At 43.5% G+C, this 16,562-nt stretch carries 17 protein-coding genes; 6 read left to right on the forward strand and 11 right to left on the reverse strand.

The annotated features are described in order from the left end of the window. Nucleotides 1-9 precede the first annotated feature (9 nt). Entirely contained in the window at nucleotides 10-348 is a 339-nt protein-coding gene (locus tag BSZ04_RS03025; protein WP_088879494.1) for a hypothetical protein, read from the forward strand. 67 nt (nucleotides 349-415) lie between these two features. Here the strand turns inward: BSZ04_RS03025 and BSZ04_RS03030 are convergent, their stop codons facing one another. Then, nucleotides 416-955 (reverse strand): NUDIX domain-containing protein, encoded by a 540-nt coding sequence (locus tag BSZ04_RS03030; RefSeq protein ID WP_088879495.1) that lies wholly within the window; start codon nucleotides 953-955, stop codon nucleotides 416-418. A 259-nt stretch (nucleotides 956-1,214) separates the two neighbouring features. Here BSZ04_RS03030 and BSZ04_RS03035 point away from each other — a divergent pair, with 259 nt between their 5' ends. Beyond that, nucleotides 1,215-1,706: a hypothetical protein gene (locus tag BSZ04_RS03035; protein ID WP_071234110.1), complete on the forward strand. Its 492-nt coding sequence runs from the start codon at nucleotides 1,215-1,217 to the stop codon at nucleotides 1,704-1,706. 84 nt (nucleotides 1,707-1,790) lie between these two features. Here BSZ04_RS03035 and yjjG read toward each other — a convergent pair whose 3' ends face one another. Then, nucleotides 1,791-2,465: a pyrimidine 5'-nucleotidase gene (gene yjjG, locus BSZ04_RS03040; protein WP_088879496.1), complete on the reverse strand. Its 675-nt coding sequence runs from the start codon at nucleotides 2,463-2,465 to the stop codon at nucleotides 1,791-1,793. Nucleotides 2,466-2,590: 125 nt separating this feature from the next. Between yjjG and BSZ04_RS03045 the strand changes: the two genes are divergently transcribed. Continuing rightward, nucleotides 2,591-3,499, forward strand: a complete 909-nt coding sequence (locus tag BSZ04_RS03045) for a LysR family transcriptional regulator (RefSeq protein ID WP_038886279.1) — start codon at nucleotides 2,591-2,593, stop codon at nucleotides 3,497-3,499. A gap of 131 nt (nucleotides 3,500-3,630) precedes the next feature. Then, nucleotides 3,631-3,813, forward strand: a complete 183-nt coding sequence (locus BSZ04_RS03050; protein ID WP_088879497.1) for a hypothetical protein — start codon at nucleotides 3,631-3,633, stop codon at nucleotides 3,811-3,813. Nucleotides 3,814-3,898: 85 nt separating this feature from the next. Here the strand turns inward: BSZ04_RS03050 and BSZ04_RS03055 are convergent, their stop codons facing one another. From BSZ04_RS03055 to BSZ04_RS03085, 7 genes are all read right to left on the reverse strand, one after another. Continuing rightward, complete coding sequence (locus tag BSZ04_RS03055) at nucleotides 3,899-4,222, reverse strand: hypothetical protein (protein WP_088879498.1); 324 nt, start codon at nucleotides 4,220-4,222, stop codon at nucleotides 3,899-3,901. A gap of 182 nt (nucleotides 4,223-4,404) precedes the next feature. Beyond that, nucleotides 4,405-8,523, reverse strand: coding sequence for a M66 family metalloprotease (locus BSZ04_RS03060; RefSeq protein WP_088879499.1), 4,119 nt, complete (start codon nucleotides 8,521-8,523; stop codon nucleotides 4,405-4,407). Between the two features lie 31 nt (nucleotides 8,524-8,554). After that, a complete protein-coding gene (locus tag BSZ04_RS03065; protein ID WP_088879500.1) occupies nucleotides 8,555-9,421 on the reverse strand; it encodes a hypothetical protein in 867 nt (288 codons plus the stop codon). A 1,031-nt stretch (nucleotides 9,422-10,452) separates the two neighbouring features. After that, complete coding sequence (locus BSZ04_RS03070; RefSeq protein WP_088879501.1) at nucleotides 10,453-10,686, reverse strand: hypothetical protein; 234 nt, start codon at nucleotides 10,684-10,686, stop codon at nucleotides 10,453-10,455. Between the two features lie 44 nt (nucleotides 10,687-10,730). Next, nucleotides 10,731-11,546 carry a hypothetical protein gene (locus BSZ04_RS03075; protein WP_088879502.1) on the reverse strand — a complete coding sequence of 272 codons (816 nt, stop codon included), beginning with the start codon at nucleotides 11,544-11,546 and terminating at the stop codon, nucleotides 10,731-10,733. A 121-nt stretch (nucleotides 11,547-11,667) separates the two neighbouring features. Then, nucleotides 11,668-12,222 carry a sugar O-acetyltransferase gene (locus tag BSZ04_RS03080; protein WP_088879503.1) on the reverse strand — a complete coding sequence of 185 codons (555 nt, stop codon included), beginning with the start codon at nucleotides 12,220-12,222 and terminating at the stop codon, nucleotides 11,668-11,670. 112 nt (nucleotides 12,223-12,334) lie between these two features. Beyond that, nucleotides 12,335-12,733 (reverse strand): OsmC family protein, encoded by a 399-nt coding sequence (locus BSZ04_RS03085; protein ID WP_045390811.1) that lies wholly within the window; start codon nucleotides 12,731-12,733, stop codon nucleotides 12,335-12,337. Nucleotides 12,734-12,917: 184 nt separating this feature from the next. Here BSZ04_RS03085 and msrB point away from each other — a divergent pair, with 184 nt between their 5' ends. Together msrB and BSZ04_RS03095 are read left to right on the forward strand one after the other, a co-directional pair. Beyond that, nucleotides 12,918-14,060 (forward strand): peptide-methionine (R)-S-oxide reductase MsrB, encoded by a 1,143-nt coding sequence (msrB, locus tag BSZ04_RS03090; protein WP_088880230.1) that lies wholly within the window; start codon nucleotides 12,918-12,920, stop codon nucleotides 14,058-14,060. 43 nt (nucleotides 14,061-14,103) lie between these two features. After that, nucleotides 14,104-14,250 (forward strand): DUF2256 domain-containing protein, encoded by a 147-nt coding sequence (locus BSZ04_RS03095; protein ID WP_005530141.1) that lies wholly within the window; start codon nucleotides 14,104-14,106, stop codon nucleotides 14,248-14,250. Nucleotides 14,251-14,303: 53 nt separating this feature from the next. Here BSZ04_RS03095 and BSZ04_RS03100 read toward each other — a convergent pair whose 3' ends face one another. Next, nucleotides 14,304-15,011, reverse strand: a complete 708-nt coding sequence (locus BSZ04_RS03100; RefSeq protein ID WP_088879504.1) for an SDR family oxidoreductase — start codon at nucleotides 15,009-15,011, stop codon at nucleotides 14,304-14,306. Then, the gene (locus BSZ04_RS03105; RefSeq protein WP_088879505.1) at nucleotides 15,011-16,555 is read right to left on the reverse strand and encodes a cryptochrome/photolyase family protein; all 1,545 of its coding nucleotides are present in this window, start codon (nucleotides 16,553-16,555) and stop codon (nucleotides 15,011-15,013) included. The genes BSZ04_RS03100 and BSZ04_RS03105 overlap by 1 nt, the downstream gene beginning before the upstream one ends. Between the last annotated feature and the right edge of the window lie 7 nt (nucleotides 16,556-16,562).

Here is a 16,562-nt window from a genome sequence, read left to right on the forward strand (position 1 = left end):
GGAGCCTGCGTGTTAAGGTTATTACAAATTGTGGCGCTAATTAATATCATCGCTGCTGCAGTGGTTTTTGCGCTATCTCACTACATACCTCAATTTCAATCCACCCATTTAAGTGATTTTCTATTCTTCGTCCTTGTAGTTATTTGGACACTAGCGAAGTTTACTTGGGAAGGAGGCATGTACTCCCGCCATTCGGAATTCGATGATGAGTTCACTGATAAAGTGCATTCAATGGTAGCTCGACAGCATTTGGAGACAGATTTAAACAAAAACTATCAGCTTGGATTTATCTTTTTTATCGCAGGTTTACCGTCCCTTTTCATTAACCTTGCAATGATGATTTGGTAGCTTTATCAAAGCAGAACCTAAGTCAGCAGCATTTAAGATAAGGGTGTATTCAGCAGGCGGCTCCTTCTTACACTAAACCTTTTAGTTTAGCTAACCCATATGCTGCGATGGTCACACAGTCTTTAATCTCACCGTCGATCATCATTTGCTCGAACGCTTCAACTGAGAATGAGCGCGTGATCAAGTCTTCTTCTTCACTGTCTAGCTGATTACCCACTTCAGACAGCTCACTAGCGAAATAAACATGGCAAGTCTGGTTTAAGAATCCGTAAGCGATGAACTGCGCACCGACGTACTCCATCTTATTGGCTTGCATACCCGTCTCTTCTCGAAGCTCACCTCTTGCTAACTCAAGATGATCCGTATCTGGATTTGATTCCCATGCCCCTTGTGGGATCTCCCAACAACGTTGCCCTACGGTGTAACGAAACTGCTGTACTAAGTGAATCACGCCGTTATCGATCGCCAGAATCGCTGCACAGTCTGGCTTGTCGACCACACCGTAAATACCTTCGGCTCCGCTAGGACGTTGGATTTTATCTTCACGTACCGTCATCCATTTGTTTTGATACACCACTTTGCTGTCGAGCTGCTTGATGTCTGCCATGAGAGTCCTTACTGCTTGATTCTTCGAAATTAGTTATTGGATTAGAAGCCATTCTAACGCTGTTTGCGTGTCAGTTTGTAGACGATTTTCAAATTCAACGCGCTTATTGGAATTCAATATATCCCATCAAAACAATCATTCATCGCAATGATTACGATGGCGCGAAATGGCAAGTTTTCAATTCGAGGAACTCATATAGTTAACCCATCGACGCAGAGCATGGCTTTGCAAACTAGTTCACTATTGATTGAGGGTTCTTATGAGCGCATCGGATAAAGTCTACGGTTTCAACACTCCACAACGTCTATTTGTTGGCTATACCTTGGCGGTATTGGTAGACCTTACGGTACTGAACTTCTATGACGAATATTGGGATTTCGTAACCATTGATTCGTTTACGATTTCTTTTGCTGCGGCACTGCTGCTTCAGTTGCTCTTGAAGCTGTCTATCAAAGCGGAACACAAAATTGCAGAGTACTTTAAATCGAAGCCGGGTACAGCACCTAAGATTTACCGAGGTCTTTCTACGTACGTTATCCTAGTCGGTTCGAAGTTCGTGATGCTAGAAGCGATTAACATCCTGTTTGGTGACAAGGTTGACTTTAGTGGTCCTTGGAACGGTGTCGTCGCCTTCTTTGCGGTGGTGTTTACCATCCTGATTTCGGAAGTCATCGTCGGTAAGATTTACTTCAAGCTTGGTGAGAAAGAGCAACAAGCACAACGTGAATTAGCTGAAAACAACGCTAGCTAATAAGCAAGAACGATGAATACAAAACAGCATCGATAAAAACAAAAAGCGCTGAGAAATCAGCGCTTTTTTCGTTTATTTGTTCACTTAAGCCACAAGAATGTTCTTAAGCTCGTTCAATGATTCCACCGTGTAGCTAGGCGCAATACGCTCATCCACACTTGCGCCTGTAGTATTTAACCAACACGTTTCAATACCAAAGTTATTGCCACCTAAGATATCAGAATGTAGGTTGTCACCCACCATTAATACACGCATCTTACATGGGTTCCCCATTTGCGTCATCGCGTACTCAAAGATGCCTAGATCCGGCTTGGCAATACCAACTTGCTCAGAGATCACTACGTGCTCAAAGTAATCCGTCATACCTGTACGTTCTAAGCGAATCGCTTGCAGCTCGGTAAAGCCATTGGTGATAATGCCCATCTTTGCATTACCTTGCAGCGCTTCCATCAACTCTTTCGCACCCGGTAGCAAAGTACAAATGTCTGCCATCGCTTCTAAGAATGCAGTGTTGAGATCCGCCGTCGTCGTATTGAGCTTTTCTGCCCACTCGGTAAAACGTTTGTGCTTGAGCTCATCTGCCGTCACTTTACCATCTTGGTAATCTACCCAAAGTGGCTTGTTGACCGTTTGGTAGTGGGCAAAATCTTGCTCGGTGAAGTCTACGCCTTTGCGAGAAAACATCAGCTGCAAACCTTTGAAGGCATCAAAGTGAAACAAGGTTTCGTCAGCGTCAAACAAGATCCAATCGTATTTCATTTTCTTCTTTCCAATATCCAGGTCGTTTTCTGCCGCATAGTCTAATTGTTTTCTTCTTTAAGATAATCTCTATAATTGGAAAATGATTGTATCGTTTTTCTCAACAATATAACTAGGAGAACACCGTGAATGCCATTGCGTCACTGCCAGTATTTGTCGCTGTCGTCGAGTGCGGCAGCTTTTCCCTTGCCGCCAAGCAGTTAAACCTCACCAAATCGGCGATCAGTAAACGCATCAATCAACTCGAAGACGACCTCGGCATTCGCTTGCTTAATCGCACCACAAGAAAGCTCAGCCTAACCGAAGCAGGACGTCGATACTTTGAGTATGCTTCACAAGCAGTGAACCTTGCTCAGCAAGGTGTGGATGCCGTTTCTGAGTTGCAAGGCTCACCCCAAGGTCGGCTCAAGATCACGGCGCCGATGTCTTTCGGCGTGTTGCACGTTGCACCACTTATCAGCGAATTTCTTGCACGTTACCCGAAAATTGAAGTCGATTTACAACTTGAAGACGCCATGGTGGATTTGGTCGAACAAGGATTTGATTTAGGGATTCGCATTGGCGAACTTGCGACTTCTAACCTTGTAGCCAAGCGCCTTGCTCCGTGTAAAAGCGTACTGTGCGCCTCTCCCACATACTTAGAAGAATTTGGCGTACCAACTAAACCAAGCGACTTGGTGACGCACAACTGTTTGCGTTATTCGTATTTCCGAGGCGGTGTCGAGTGGATGTTCATCAACAGTGGCAACGAATACAAGGTGCTGCCGAAGGGCAACTTTGTGGTCAACAACAGCGAAGCGATTCGCCAACTGCTTCTAAGAGACTCTGGCATCGCGCAGTTACCGACTTTTATCGCCGCCAAAGACTTTGCTGCAGGCAACTTAAAACCCTTGATGGAAGAGTTCTCCCTCCCTGAGCATGCCATCTATGCGGTGTTTCCAGAGCGTAAGCACATGCCATTGAAAGTACGAGTGTTCATCGACTTCATCAGCGAAAAGCTCGGTACCGATACTCCTTACTGGGATCGCTACTAATAGGGGTTGGTACTTGATCTCGTTTAGCGCGATCATATTTAGTTAATCTAATGTTTCATTTTTAACAGGTGCGTAACCGTCGCTAGAGCGCTAACTTAAGTAGCACGTTAACCGCACCGGAGTGTGAAGCTATGAAAGTACTGATTCAATATACCCAAGCGGGTAAATATCGTGACCAAGCGTGGGAATCACTGACGCTAAAAGCAAAAGGCGAGATGCAAGCCGTGACGCCTTCTTATGCCGCTCAGCTTATAGAGCAAAACAAAGCGACACTTGTAATGAACGAAGAGGAACAAGTGATCTTCCATTCTTGAATAAAAAGAGCCCTTTCTCTAGGGCTCACTGATAGATTGATTTACTCTCGGAGAAATGGGTGAACATCGTGAACTGAAGTTAGCGTTATTTTTTGACTGCTAAGTATAGGCTCCAGGCTAGCATCGCAATAATGCCTGTTGGGTACGTAATGAAGAGTAGCCAAGGTAAAGCTTCTGAGCCTCCCCTTACAAACGGCAAAACCTTTTTTACGACACCATCAATAAACAGAGGAACTAGAACTGGTGCTTGCATCAAGAAGTAAATTTGTAGGTAAACCAGATAACTTTTGAACCAGTTAGTCTGATTAAAATGCCCATAACTGGCCATCACCAACAAACTTATCCAGACAAAAATGTTAACCCTCGGGCTAAGAAGCATCTCGAACATAATATCTAGCGGTGTTTTCATTCCCTTCTTCCAACGCTGTTAGGTCATCTTTAACTTATGCATTCATTTGAGTAGTGAAATTCTGACATTTCTGCAAGATATTATCTGCGCATGGCGTTCAAGTTTTAAGCCTAAAAGCACCACATGACAAATAGAAAGGCCTGCTATGACGCAGGCCTTCGATTTAGCTACATTTTTTCAAATTACTCAAAATCACTCGCAGATGGCAAACGATCTAATTTTTCGTAGTACTCACCTGCCACCGAGCCGATGTCGCCATTTAGGTAAGCTTGAATAAGGGTTAGGTCTTTAATCCATAACTCTTTATCTGAATCTGATGCGCTAGCGTAGCCTGCGTAAACATTGTCTACCGCAAACATCATGCTACTTGTGTAGTCGTTGAAGATAAGGATCATCGCATCCGAATACGCGGCATAAACTTTAGCTTCATCGTGCGCTTTACCACCTTTAAAGCTCATCGTCGATGCGGCTTCATCGTACACCAAATCACCTGATGCCATATTCGTCGCTACAAAGTTGGCGAATGATTCGTTGATTTGACCAACATTAGCAGCAATATCCTTGTCAATGGTCGCTTTCATGGCATTGACCATAGGGGCGTCTAGAAGCAACACCGCATCATGATAAGCAGACTTAATATCAGTTCGGAACGTTCCCCAAGCAGTATCAATGCTTGTAGCAATACTACTCAACTGACTCGCATCATAGTTATCAAGGTAAGTTTTTAGATCGTAACCTTCTGATGTTACTAACTGGTTCGCATAATCGTAAGCCAGTTTGTTTGCTTTGGTTGCAACAAACTTCTTCCCGTCAATTACAAATTCAACTTTATCACCAGCAATGATCCCGTAGCGATCTTGCTGCTTGGTAAAGGTGTCAAATTGAGCTTTACCACGAGACTTCACTTTGTAGTCATTAGATTGCATTTGACGCACACCCATATTAAGTATCACGTCTCCAATACGCTCACGACTACGGCTATCAATACCTAAGAAGCCTGCAATACCTCTTGGCATTGGCGGTAACGATTCCATCTGCTCGGTAAGATGAAGATTGACTTTAACACCATTCAGTTGAGTGTATGCGTTACCATTTTTGTCCACCAATTCAATTGGAGTATTCAACGCATCACCAGCTACAATGTTGTTCATGATGTCTTCGTACTCAGCTTGTACTCCTGGGATATCAAGCAATGATGCAAAGCTAACCTCATCGGTGTAACGGTTTGAGAAGCGACGAGCAAGGAAGTAACTCGCAAGTGCTTTGTCAGGCCAATTACCCAATACAGAGACAGCGTTTGACCATGGGTAATCAGGGTCAAAACTACCAATTGAGTTTAGGAAGCGACCATTTTTCGTTTCAGCTACTGCTGCATAACCAGCTTCTGCGTCTGCAATAAATCTTGCAGATAACTCATCAAAACAAGACGCGCTTTGCAGATCATAATCAGCTGGAATCAGGTGCGAATTGTTATCTAACAATTGACCAAACGAAATAACTTTTTGACTGCCAGCTTCGTTCTCAATCACACACTGGTGTTCAGGAGTGCGTAATACATCCAAGAAGAATGCTGCTGATTTTTTCGCACCGTATGTATAGTCACAGAACCATGAATTGTCTGCTTTGCCTTCGCTACAGTATTGTGGGTTTGATGCTATACGTAGTAAGAAATCACCAGGTTTATCCGTGTTAGCGGCATAACCTAGGTTGGTGTACAGATTGTCAATACGCTCAAGATCTTCCATCTTGTCACGAATTGAGCTCATCTCCATATAGCGACGAACTAGGTAGCTCGGATAATCTGCAGAATAAAGGCCATTTGTTCCGTACAGCGCTAGATTGCGACGGTCATAGCTATCGATGTAGTTCTGCCATTCATAAGAGACAATTTCTTCTAGATTCGTACCTTCATCAAAACGGTTACAGTCACTGTTTAATGACACGTTACCGTCAGTACAGAAGTCGTAAGGTTTACGTTCGATTTCATTAACCTTATCTAGATAGTACAGTACGCCATAACGAGTTTTCTCACTCTGTACTGCATTATCTGAAAGCGCAGCAGTATCAAAGCGACTAAAATCACAGTTATATAGCGACTTGCCAGCCTGATCTCCCGACAGTTGTTTCACTTCCGAACACACCATCAAAGATTCATTTGATGCATTACTGCCAAACTTGTAAGCAAAGCTATCTTCGTATGCTTGCTTGTCAGCTAGGTAGCGATTGTAGGCAGCTTTCTCTTCATCTGTTGCGTTGTCTGCAGGCTTTACAACTGGTGCAGGAGCCGCACCTGAAGAATCTTGAATAGTCTCAACCTTTCGACCGTACGCAAACTTAAACGCCGCGATATCATATAGACCCCATGTTGGTGTTTCATCCAACATGCTTGGCGCGTAGTCCATTGTTGAGCTATACGCCGGAATATTGTTTAAGCCTAGTTGATGCGCCTGCTCTAGCGTGTAGTAATTCGTCTTGTCATTTGACCCTTTGAAGTTATGACGCAAACCCATGTTGTGCCCAAGTTCATGCACTAGCGTGTTACTGTAGGTCGCTACGGTAATTGCATTGGCAGCTTCGACTTGCAAATCTTTTGGCAGGTACTTCCATCGTTTCAGATCACGAGAAACTTCGTTACCTGCATCGTCGCGTTTGATATCAAAGTAGCGTTCATCATCCAGCTTCAGGTTATCCAACATAGCCTTGTTGGTAGAAGAGACCCAAGACGCTTCAATTGGATAAACATTGTTTTCAGCCCAGAAGGATAAGCGATTATCCTCAGCCTTAACAACATCTTCAAAATCCATGTTGTCATCAAAGCTTTCCAGAAGTTGTGTTGGGTTCTTAGTTGTTGCAGATGCCGCTACCACTTCGTCTTTAGATACCAAAGGCACATTGATATTTTCATTGGCTTTCAGCTTAGCCATCGCCGCCATGGTCGAAAGAGCTTCAATTCTTTTTGTTACTTCAGTTGTTACGCCTTGATCTTCAATTGGCAATGGAGCTAAGCCATCCAGATTAAGTTGGTTGCGGTTATAGAAGCGCGCTAAGTTATCCCAGTAGAAAGGTACACCAGTTCGAGCAACACCAGCATATTGGTTTACGTGCGCCTTAATGATTTCACCCGTCATCGGGTTAGAAACTGAAGGACCATAACCTAACAAACCATTTGCTAAAGGCTCATCAATCAGATTGATAACGTTGTAGCGTAAGTCACCAGGATGAACCCCTTCAGGTTTTGTTTTATTAACAATCTCTATTTCTGGTTTTCCTGCGTCAGCACCAAACACATTCAGCGCTTTGTTCATCTTGTCTATTGATTGAAGTGTCGCATCCAAAAATAGTTTGTTTTTCTCTTCGAAAAAGTTATCGGTCAAATAGTACTTGATCGAGTCTTGATCTGGGTTGAATCGATTTAGGTAAACGACATCACGATCATACTTGTTGGTTACTGGATTTAACTGCTTAGTCGACGTAGTGAAAAAGCCAATATCATTCTCATCACCTACAGGGTACAAGATAGGTTGGTAACCCTCTGTAGCAACCTCACTCTCATGAACTAGCGAGTAATAGAAGCGAGATTTAAACGCTCCGTCAACCAGTGCTTCCTCTAGGCTCGCTTTAGTAGCAAAGTTGATGTACTGGGAGATTTTATCCAGGTCAATACGGAACGTACGCTCCAACTCAAAGTTGAGCACACCGTTCTTAGGATCAAAATCCCATGAGATTAGTCTTGGTGTACCTTGTTCAGAGATGCCATCGGTAACGCCGTATAGATCTTCCATGTTGAACTCTGAAATCTCTAGATCTTCAGGCTTTGGCGTAAAGTGGGTTTTCTGCTTGTAGTTTAAGCTAGCATCATCATTCGTTTCTTCTTTGTTAGTACAGTCACCGTAAGAATCTTCCTGACAACGATAAGCAGCAAAGTCACCTGGAATGGTTAACACCTGCGCAAAGTTAACATCATCATCATCTGCGACGAATTTCTCTTCACCACAATAGTTATTCTCATCTTTTGTTAGATGAGCATCTGGGTAGTTTTTGTCATAGCTGCGAACTTCCAAGCCTTCTTTTGTGAAACACAGCTCAACATAGCGCGGTGAACCTTGAAGAAAAGGGAACTGATTTAACGCAAACCGAGGCGCTGCACCTGTAGTAGGCACATAGAACCATCGACCGTCCTTCAAGTCTTTAACCGCAACCTCTTTTGCATCTCTTTCAACATAATCATAAGCCTGATCGTCTGCACCACAGCCTGCAAGTGCTGCCGTAATTGCTGACACCAGTGTCAACTTCTTAAACATTATTCTGATATCCTTAATTTTATTTATTTTCCTAGAAGGAGTAATTCACTGTCGCGATGTACGAAGCTCTTTCTTGGTCGAGCAAGTCGATATTGCCAAGCGTCCCTCGTTCTGCATCTTGGTAGAAGCCAGTAGAAGACGCTGCCAACAGTAGTGACCAGTTTTCATCGAATTGGTAGGTTCCGTATAGAGCACCTTCATAGTGCCAACTGCTTCGTCGAGTTCCTTGATAACTGATGGTGTTCCCACCTAAAGCTGTCATGCCTAGCGCAAACGAGTCCCAAGACTTTTCAGCGACCGAAAACAGTGAGTAAGTCCACTCTGTCAGCGAACGCCCGCCCATCGTTTTGTATTTATGGAAGTTCTTTTTAACTCGTGGTGAGATAGAGAAGTCGACGCTCCACAGAGAAAAAGAGACCGGGATCGCTATACGGAATGCGGTTTGTAGTTCATCCTTCCGCGAAGATTCTGAAGTTGGAATCGTAAATTGACCAGAAGCACCAATACTTCCCGTCTCACCAAATTCATATAGGTTTGAATATCTCATCCCTAAAACGGTATCAGTGGCGTAAGTACCAACTTCATCTTCAAGTGCACGATAGCCACCAGCGGATAAGTAAGCTTTGGTATCGTCAGATAAGGCATAGACCAAACTACCACCCCATGAGAAATTGCGGACAGAACGGTGATCGTCCTTGTCATAGATGTTTGTATCGTAAGAGAGGTAAACGGACCCACTCAGATTACAAACAACGCAGGACGATTCTCCTTCATTTTGTGTAGATTCAATCCCACTGCTATCGTCTACGCTGGCTTCCTCTGCAAGTGACGGCATTGAAAATAGCGTACTTAACAACATAGCAAGTGGGGTCATCGTCCACTTAGTTGTGTGCTGCATGTTATAAAACTTCCATGAAAATTAAGTTCATTAGAATAAACTTAAAGACAAACAGATTATTGGCATAGCATTCCAAATAAGAATTAGACCAATAAACCTATCAACCATAAGATTTTTCTTATGGTTAAATCCTTATTCTATTTTTGATAGATTTGATTTTAGCTATCCGCGTTATTTACAGTTATATCGAGTAAAAAATCACTGCTATTACAATAAAACCATCATTCTTTTTAAATTGGATAGCCCATATAAAGCAATCGATACTGTCACCAGAAAGAAAAACAAAGAACTCTAACAATCAACAACTTGAATAATATTGAGTTATAAAAAACAGAGATGGTAAAATACACGACACTTTAGAAATCTCAGTTATGAGAACATCATTCTGTTATAACAATCCTTGTTATGTCATTTAGGTAGGTTAGCTATTAAGCCTTATAACTGGAAAATACAAATTAAAGACATCATCAAAACCATCCGTTGCTAATAATGAATTTCGCATTTAAAACAAAAGATGGAAATAAGATCAAATTCGAACCTTCTAATATATTGAATTGATGCCAGAGTGGTTTGAATAGAAAATCACACATAAATGTCGATAAAATTTAATCAAACATTCATACAATGAATAATTAAGGGCATGACAATTTAATAGCAGCACAGATGGGCTGCATATTTGTGAATTTCTATTCAGAAAATATTTTTTTATAAATTTCAAATTTATGTGATACAAATCACATTTAATCATAATGAGACGCACTACTGACTGTTGGTTAAGCGTTATCTATCTCATGAAATCTTGGAATTTGAAGGGATTTAACGTTACTTACCTTCCCTACTCTTGCTGACAAACTTGACTTATTTATCAATAATAGCAGCAACTTAGCAGTTGACTCTTATCCCTTCCAAACTAAGTTACAGACGATTGAAGACCTTGAGAGCAAAAACACTAACTCGATAAAGGTCTGGTTTGAATAGTCAGCGAATCAAAACGCACACTTATGCTCACCGTCTTGCATCATGATCATGAGTTAATCTTGTATGGTTTTATGACCGCAGTTCTCGCAAATCAAGTGACGAGAAAAATCATCCATGGAAGCGAGAAAAGCACCAAAAACGGTACTTTTTAGAAAGCCTGTAATGAATTCCTTTTTACTGCGATTCTTATCTCCCTCAAAAGCGCTTTTCTTTCTGACTAACACCACGACATGATGCGTTTCCACACCACATGAAGGACACATAACAACTTCCGTCTTTTTAGACATAATAAGCTCCTTGAAATTGATTCTGTTTTCTAAAAATTATCTCGCTAAAGCTTCGCACTGACCTTGTTCCTCAGCGTTCGCGCATACTCAGTTAATAGTCGAGCATTGTCAGCGGTTTCAACGTCCCCACAGACTTGACCTTGATAGGTAATATTTGGGCTGGAATACACAGGTAGGAGGTTCTCTGAGTAGCTCATGATGGTTCCAGAATCACCACACAAAGCAGCATGAGCATAACGCTTGATCTGTGATTGGTTATCCTCCGTCGTCATGGAGTTGAGTGTTCTACTCTGAAGCTGAGATGACAGTGTTTTTAAATCATGTTGTGCCCACGCTAAATGCCCTAATTCATGCTCCAAGGCGAATGGAACAGCTCGTACATCAGAAACCACAAAGTTAGGAAACAGATCGACCCACGTTTCGGCGATTTTGTACTCAAAATCAAAGTAACTGTTGTCTTGACTTAGGACTAGCACAACATAGAAGTTTGGTTCTTGGTACGCACGTTCCAACAAACTGGGGTGTTGCAGATTAAGTTCATAATGGGAGGACAACATGTCCGCTGGCTTCGCGTTGTGAGCATCGAAAAATTCATAACCAGCACTCTTACGAATCATGGGGATACATGAGTTTGAGAGAATAATATTTGAAAAGGCTAAGTCTTCCTCGATTCGTGCTTCCAATGCTTCTATATCGAAATCGCTGAGAATGGAGTAGTCAAATACGAATTGAACCCAAGTCTCGACTTTTTCTTCTTGGGGACATTGCGAAAGCGCGAGCTTTTGGGCATCAAAATAGAGGCGAGCACTCGCGAACACCGCAACAACAATTAAGCAAACACTTACAACTTTCAATTTCAAACATTCTTCTTATGAATTTCATAGACAGCAAAAATAAATACATGAAATTAATAAATTAATTTGAATGATATGTAAATAAGCGCTTATTGATTATGAGAATAAGCGCCTTGGGTATGTGTGCTTACTCGTCCTCGTTTAGGTGACGAATCAATTTAGCTGGCGTACCGCCATATAAACAATCCGGTGGTACATCGCTGTTTACCACTGAGTTAGCAGCAATCACAGAGCGAGCACCAATGGTCACGCCTTGGTTGATGACCGAATTGCCACCAATCCAGACGCTATCTTCAACTGTGATTGGCTTACAAAAGGTTTCCCACTTGAGTCGGCTGCGATAATCGAGAGAATGCGAAGCAGTGTAGAACTGAACGCTAGGGCCGATAAGAACGTGGTTACCAATGGTGATTTTAGCGCCATCCAACATCACGACATTCATATTGATGAAGGTCTCTTCGCCAATTTCAATCGTCTTACCAAATTCACAATGCAGCGGAGCTTGGATGATGCTTCGCCCAACTTTACCAAATAGATTCTTTTGCAACGCGTCGCGTTGAGATTCATCGGTATTGTTATTAAATGCCATCAACGCATGGGTTGCGTGAGTGCGGATCGCATCGATTTCTTTATCTGCACCATCAAACACTTGGCCAGACATCATTTTTTCTAGTTCGGTCACTGGATCATTCCTACAACTTTTGACCAAGCCAGATTAGCGTAAAAGGGGAATAAAAAAAGAGAAAAGCACGGGCTTTTCTCTTTCCTATTTTTTCAATTTTTCACGTGAGTGATTATACGATTTCCCAGCTGTGGGTCATCTCAACACCTTCACCTAGCATTAGGCACACTGAGCAGTATTTCTCAAGAGAATCCGCCGCAACTTTCGCCACGATTTCTGGGTCTAGTGCATCACCAGAAACTTCAAAGTGAATGTTTACTTGAGTAAAGATACGTGGCGCGGTTTCACGGCGCTCAGTGGTTAGCTTCGCGTTAACAGAAGCCACGTTCTGGCCTGCCGTTTTTAGACCATCAACAACGTCTACAGAACTACAACCACCTGCGGCCATAAGAACCATTTCCATCGGGCTTGGCGCTGTTGCACCGCCATTACCATCCATCACGACTGAGTGACCAGATTGAGACTGACCCAGGAATTTAAAGTCTTCGACCCATTTTACTTCTGCTTGCATGGTTTCCCTCATTAATGCTTCTGCCTCACCGATGATTGTCTTCCGATGAGCGTGTACTTTATGCCGTTACTGTAGCCCGCTTGAAAAAAAGGGCAAAGAAATTTTCATCTTCACTGTAATTTTTTCGCTCTTCAGTCTGTCCTGTTACGTAAGATTCATTGAGAAAATGACGTTTGAGGAAGTTATGAAGAAAGTATCTAAGTTGTTGGTGGGATTCTCATTCACACTGCCTGTACTGTTCATCTTGCTAAGTAAAACAGGTACTGCCGATACCATGGATAAGATGAACGCATCAGAAAAAGCTGACATCGCAACATTAGCAGGTGGTTGTTTCTGGTGTACCGAATCGGATTTAGAGCAATTACCGGGTGTGTTAGACGTGGTTTCTGGTTATTCGGGTGGTGATTTAGAAAACCCAACTTACCGACAAGTCTCTTCTGGCAAGTCTGGTCATATTGAAGTGATTGAGGTGAAGTACGATCCTGCTGTTGTGAGCTACGAGCAAGTATTGGATTACTTCTTCCGCCATATCGACCCAACTGACGACAAAGGCTCATTCGTCGACCGTGGTCCCCAATACCGCCCTGCGATTTTTTACCATAATGCCGAGCAAAAACAGGTTGCCGAGCAGTTTATGATGGAGATCGACAAGGCAATGATTTACCCAAAACCCTTGAAAACAGAGCTGATCGAGTTTGAAAAGTTCTACCCTGCGGAGTCGTACCATCAGGATTACTACAAGAAGAGTAGCCTGAAGTATAAATATTACCGCTACGCGTCTGGTCGCGATAAATACCTAGACGAAGTATTTGGTGATGATCGTAAAGACAACCCGAAGTCACTGCGTGAGCTCATTAATGAAAAAGACCTAATGACAAAAGTTAAGGTCTACGAAAAACCTTCAGACAAAGAGATAAAAGCGAAGCTGACTGAACTTCAATACTACGTCACCCAAGAAGAAGGCACCGAGCGCCCTTTCAACAATGAATATTGGGATAATAAGGAAGCAGGCATTTACGTTGATATTGTCACCGGTGAGCCTTTGTTCTCATCAACGGATAAGTATAAATCTGGCACAGGTTGGCCGAGCTTTACTAGACCGATCAACCCAGGCTACATCGTAGAGAAAACCGATTTCAAACTGGTTTATCCGCGTACCGAGATCCGCAGTAAATTTGGTGACTCTCACATCGGCCATGTCTTCAAGGACGGTCCGAAGCCAACCGGCTTACGTTACTGTATGAATTCCGCTGCGATGAAGTTTGTCCCAGTCAAACAAATGGCGAGCCTAGGCTACGGTGATTACCTCTACCTATTTGATAAGTAACTAGACACTGTTTTAACCAAATTAGGAGTGAACATTCAGAGCGATGAAAGGTTTTAAATCCAACCTTCCGATAAAAGTCTGTCCGGTCTGTCAGCGCCCATTTTCTTGGCGAAAGAAGTGGGCGCGAAATTGGGAGGAAATCGTTTATTGTTCTGAGCGTTGCCGAAGAAACAAATCAACGAAAACGTAGGGCACTCCGACCCTCTCTGAACATCATGCTGCTTTGCTTTTGTAATAACGCTTTTACCAAGGCAACAACGTACCATCATAAGCCCAAAACGCCCCGCTATCTTGCGGGGTCGCTTTTTCTATCAAGCCTAATAAATCCTTAGCGACTCGCTCTGGTGTGAACAACTTTCCCTCTGGCACATTGGTTTGAAAAGGTGCCGACAAAGCGGTGTCTGTGGTGCCTGGGTGAAGTGAAAGTACCGTGCCATGTTTGACCATTCTTTGCCATTCGATCGACATGGTTTTAAGGAACATGTTTAATCCGGCTTTCGATGCACGATAGCTGTACCAACCACCTAACTGATTATCGCTAATGCTGCCAACTTTGGCCGAAATGGTCGCAAACTTAGGTTCGGTACTGCGTTTTAGCTTGGGCGTGAAGTATTTCGCCAACAGCAAACTTGGCAAAGTATTAACCATGATGGTTTGCTGAAAAAAGTCTGCGTCGAGCGAGCTAAGATTCTTCTCAGGGCCTTTCGCGTGGGTGTGCAACATACCAACACAGTTGACCAACCAATCGACATGTTCAATCTGCTCGCTAAGCGCTTTCACCTGCTCATCATGCGACACATCCGCCTGATACCAAGTCAGATGAGGGTGTTGCCAATCAGGTCTCTGGTTACGATAGGTAGCATGCACTCTGGCTTGAGGGAAGCGAGCGGCGGCTTCTTGAACCATCGCCAAACCAATTCCACCATTGCCACCGACGATGAGTATTTCCATCACAACTTCTCCACGTTTTCTATGTAATGCTCTGCGGTATCAAGTATCGCTTGGCGTTGCTGTTCTTCCATGTTGTCCCAAGAGCGGAAAATCATCCCGATTCGTGGATTGGTTGCGAGACGCTTGTCGTGCTTGTTCATAAAACGCCAATACAAGCTGTTAAACGGACACGAGCCTTCGCCACTGCGAGATTTATTGTCGTAATGGCAACCCTTACAGTAATCGCTCATCTTGTTGATGTAAGAGCCACTTGCCGCGTAAGGCTTGGTGCCAACAATGCCGCCATCCGCAAACAACGCCATGCCACGAGTGTTCGGCATTTCGACCCATTCAATTGCATCAACATAGATACCGAGATACCACTCATCCACTTGGTCTGGATCTATCTCGGTTAACAAGCAAAAATTACCAGTCACCATCAAACGTTGGATGTGGTGTGCGTAGGCGTAATCGAGAGACTGACCAATCGCATTGCGCATACAGGCCATTTTGGTTTCGCCATTCCAAAAGAAGTCTGGCAGCTTTCTTTCTGCGCCCAACTCGTTCTTTTTCGGGTAATGAGGCATGTTCGCCCAATAGACGCCACGGATGTACTCTCGCCAACCTAAGATTTGGCGAATAAATCCCTCAACCTGAGAAATGTCGATGTCCGCGTTAGAGTGAAACGCCTTAAGAGAGGCATCAATCACCTCTTTCGGATGCAGCATCTTGCTGTTCAGCGAGAACGAAATTCGGCTGTGGTATAAGCTCCACTTAGCATCGTGCTGACCTGTCATGGCGTCTTGAAAACGTCCAAACAATGGCAAACAGACTTGGCAAAAATGCGCGAGTAAAGACAGGCTTTGCGCGCGATTAATCGGCCACAGCAAGTCACCCCCAAGATTTCCGATGGTTTTGATGTTGTGTCGTGCCAACCGCTCAGTAATATCGCGCACATCGGTGCTGAACATCAGAGGTTGTGGCAGTTGCTCAATGTCTTGGGCCTTGAGCTTATTACGGTTATTGGCATCGTAATTCCATTTCCCGCCAACAGGTTTGCCGTCTTGCATCAAGATGTCGAAGCGCTTGCGCATGCGGCGATAAAAGTGCTCCATCATGATGTGTTTGCCTTGAGGAAACTGCGATTCTATTTCCTCAAACGGCAACAAAAAGTGTTCCGAATCAACACATCGCGCCACGACCCCATCAAGCTTTAGTTTAGCTAACTGCTCTAACAGGCGATATTCATCGGGGCGTTGATATTCAAACTTACTTGCACCAACTTCGCTCACGTAGTGATTTAAGACTTGCTCCAGATCGTCGAAGGATTGTGTGTCATCCAACGTGAGATGCAAAACTTGATGGCCTTCACTCTGACGCTCTTTCGCAAAATTTTCCATTGCAGAAAAGAACGCACACACTTTCTGAATATGGTGCGTTACGTAGGTACTCTCTTGTTTGAGCTCCGCAATCACGTAAAGAACACGGTCGTCTGGCTGTTGAAACCAAGAATGCTCGCTGTTGAGTTGATCGCCCAAGATCAATCGTATTGTTTCAAATTGCATTGCGGCT

Source organism: Vibrio rotiferianus (assembly GCF_002214395.1).
Lineage (GTDB): Bacteria > Pseudomonadota > Gammaproteobacteria > Enterobacterales > Vibrionaceae > Vibrio > Vibrio rotiferianus.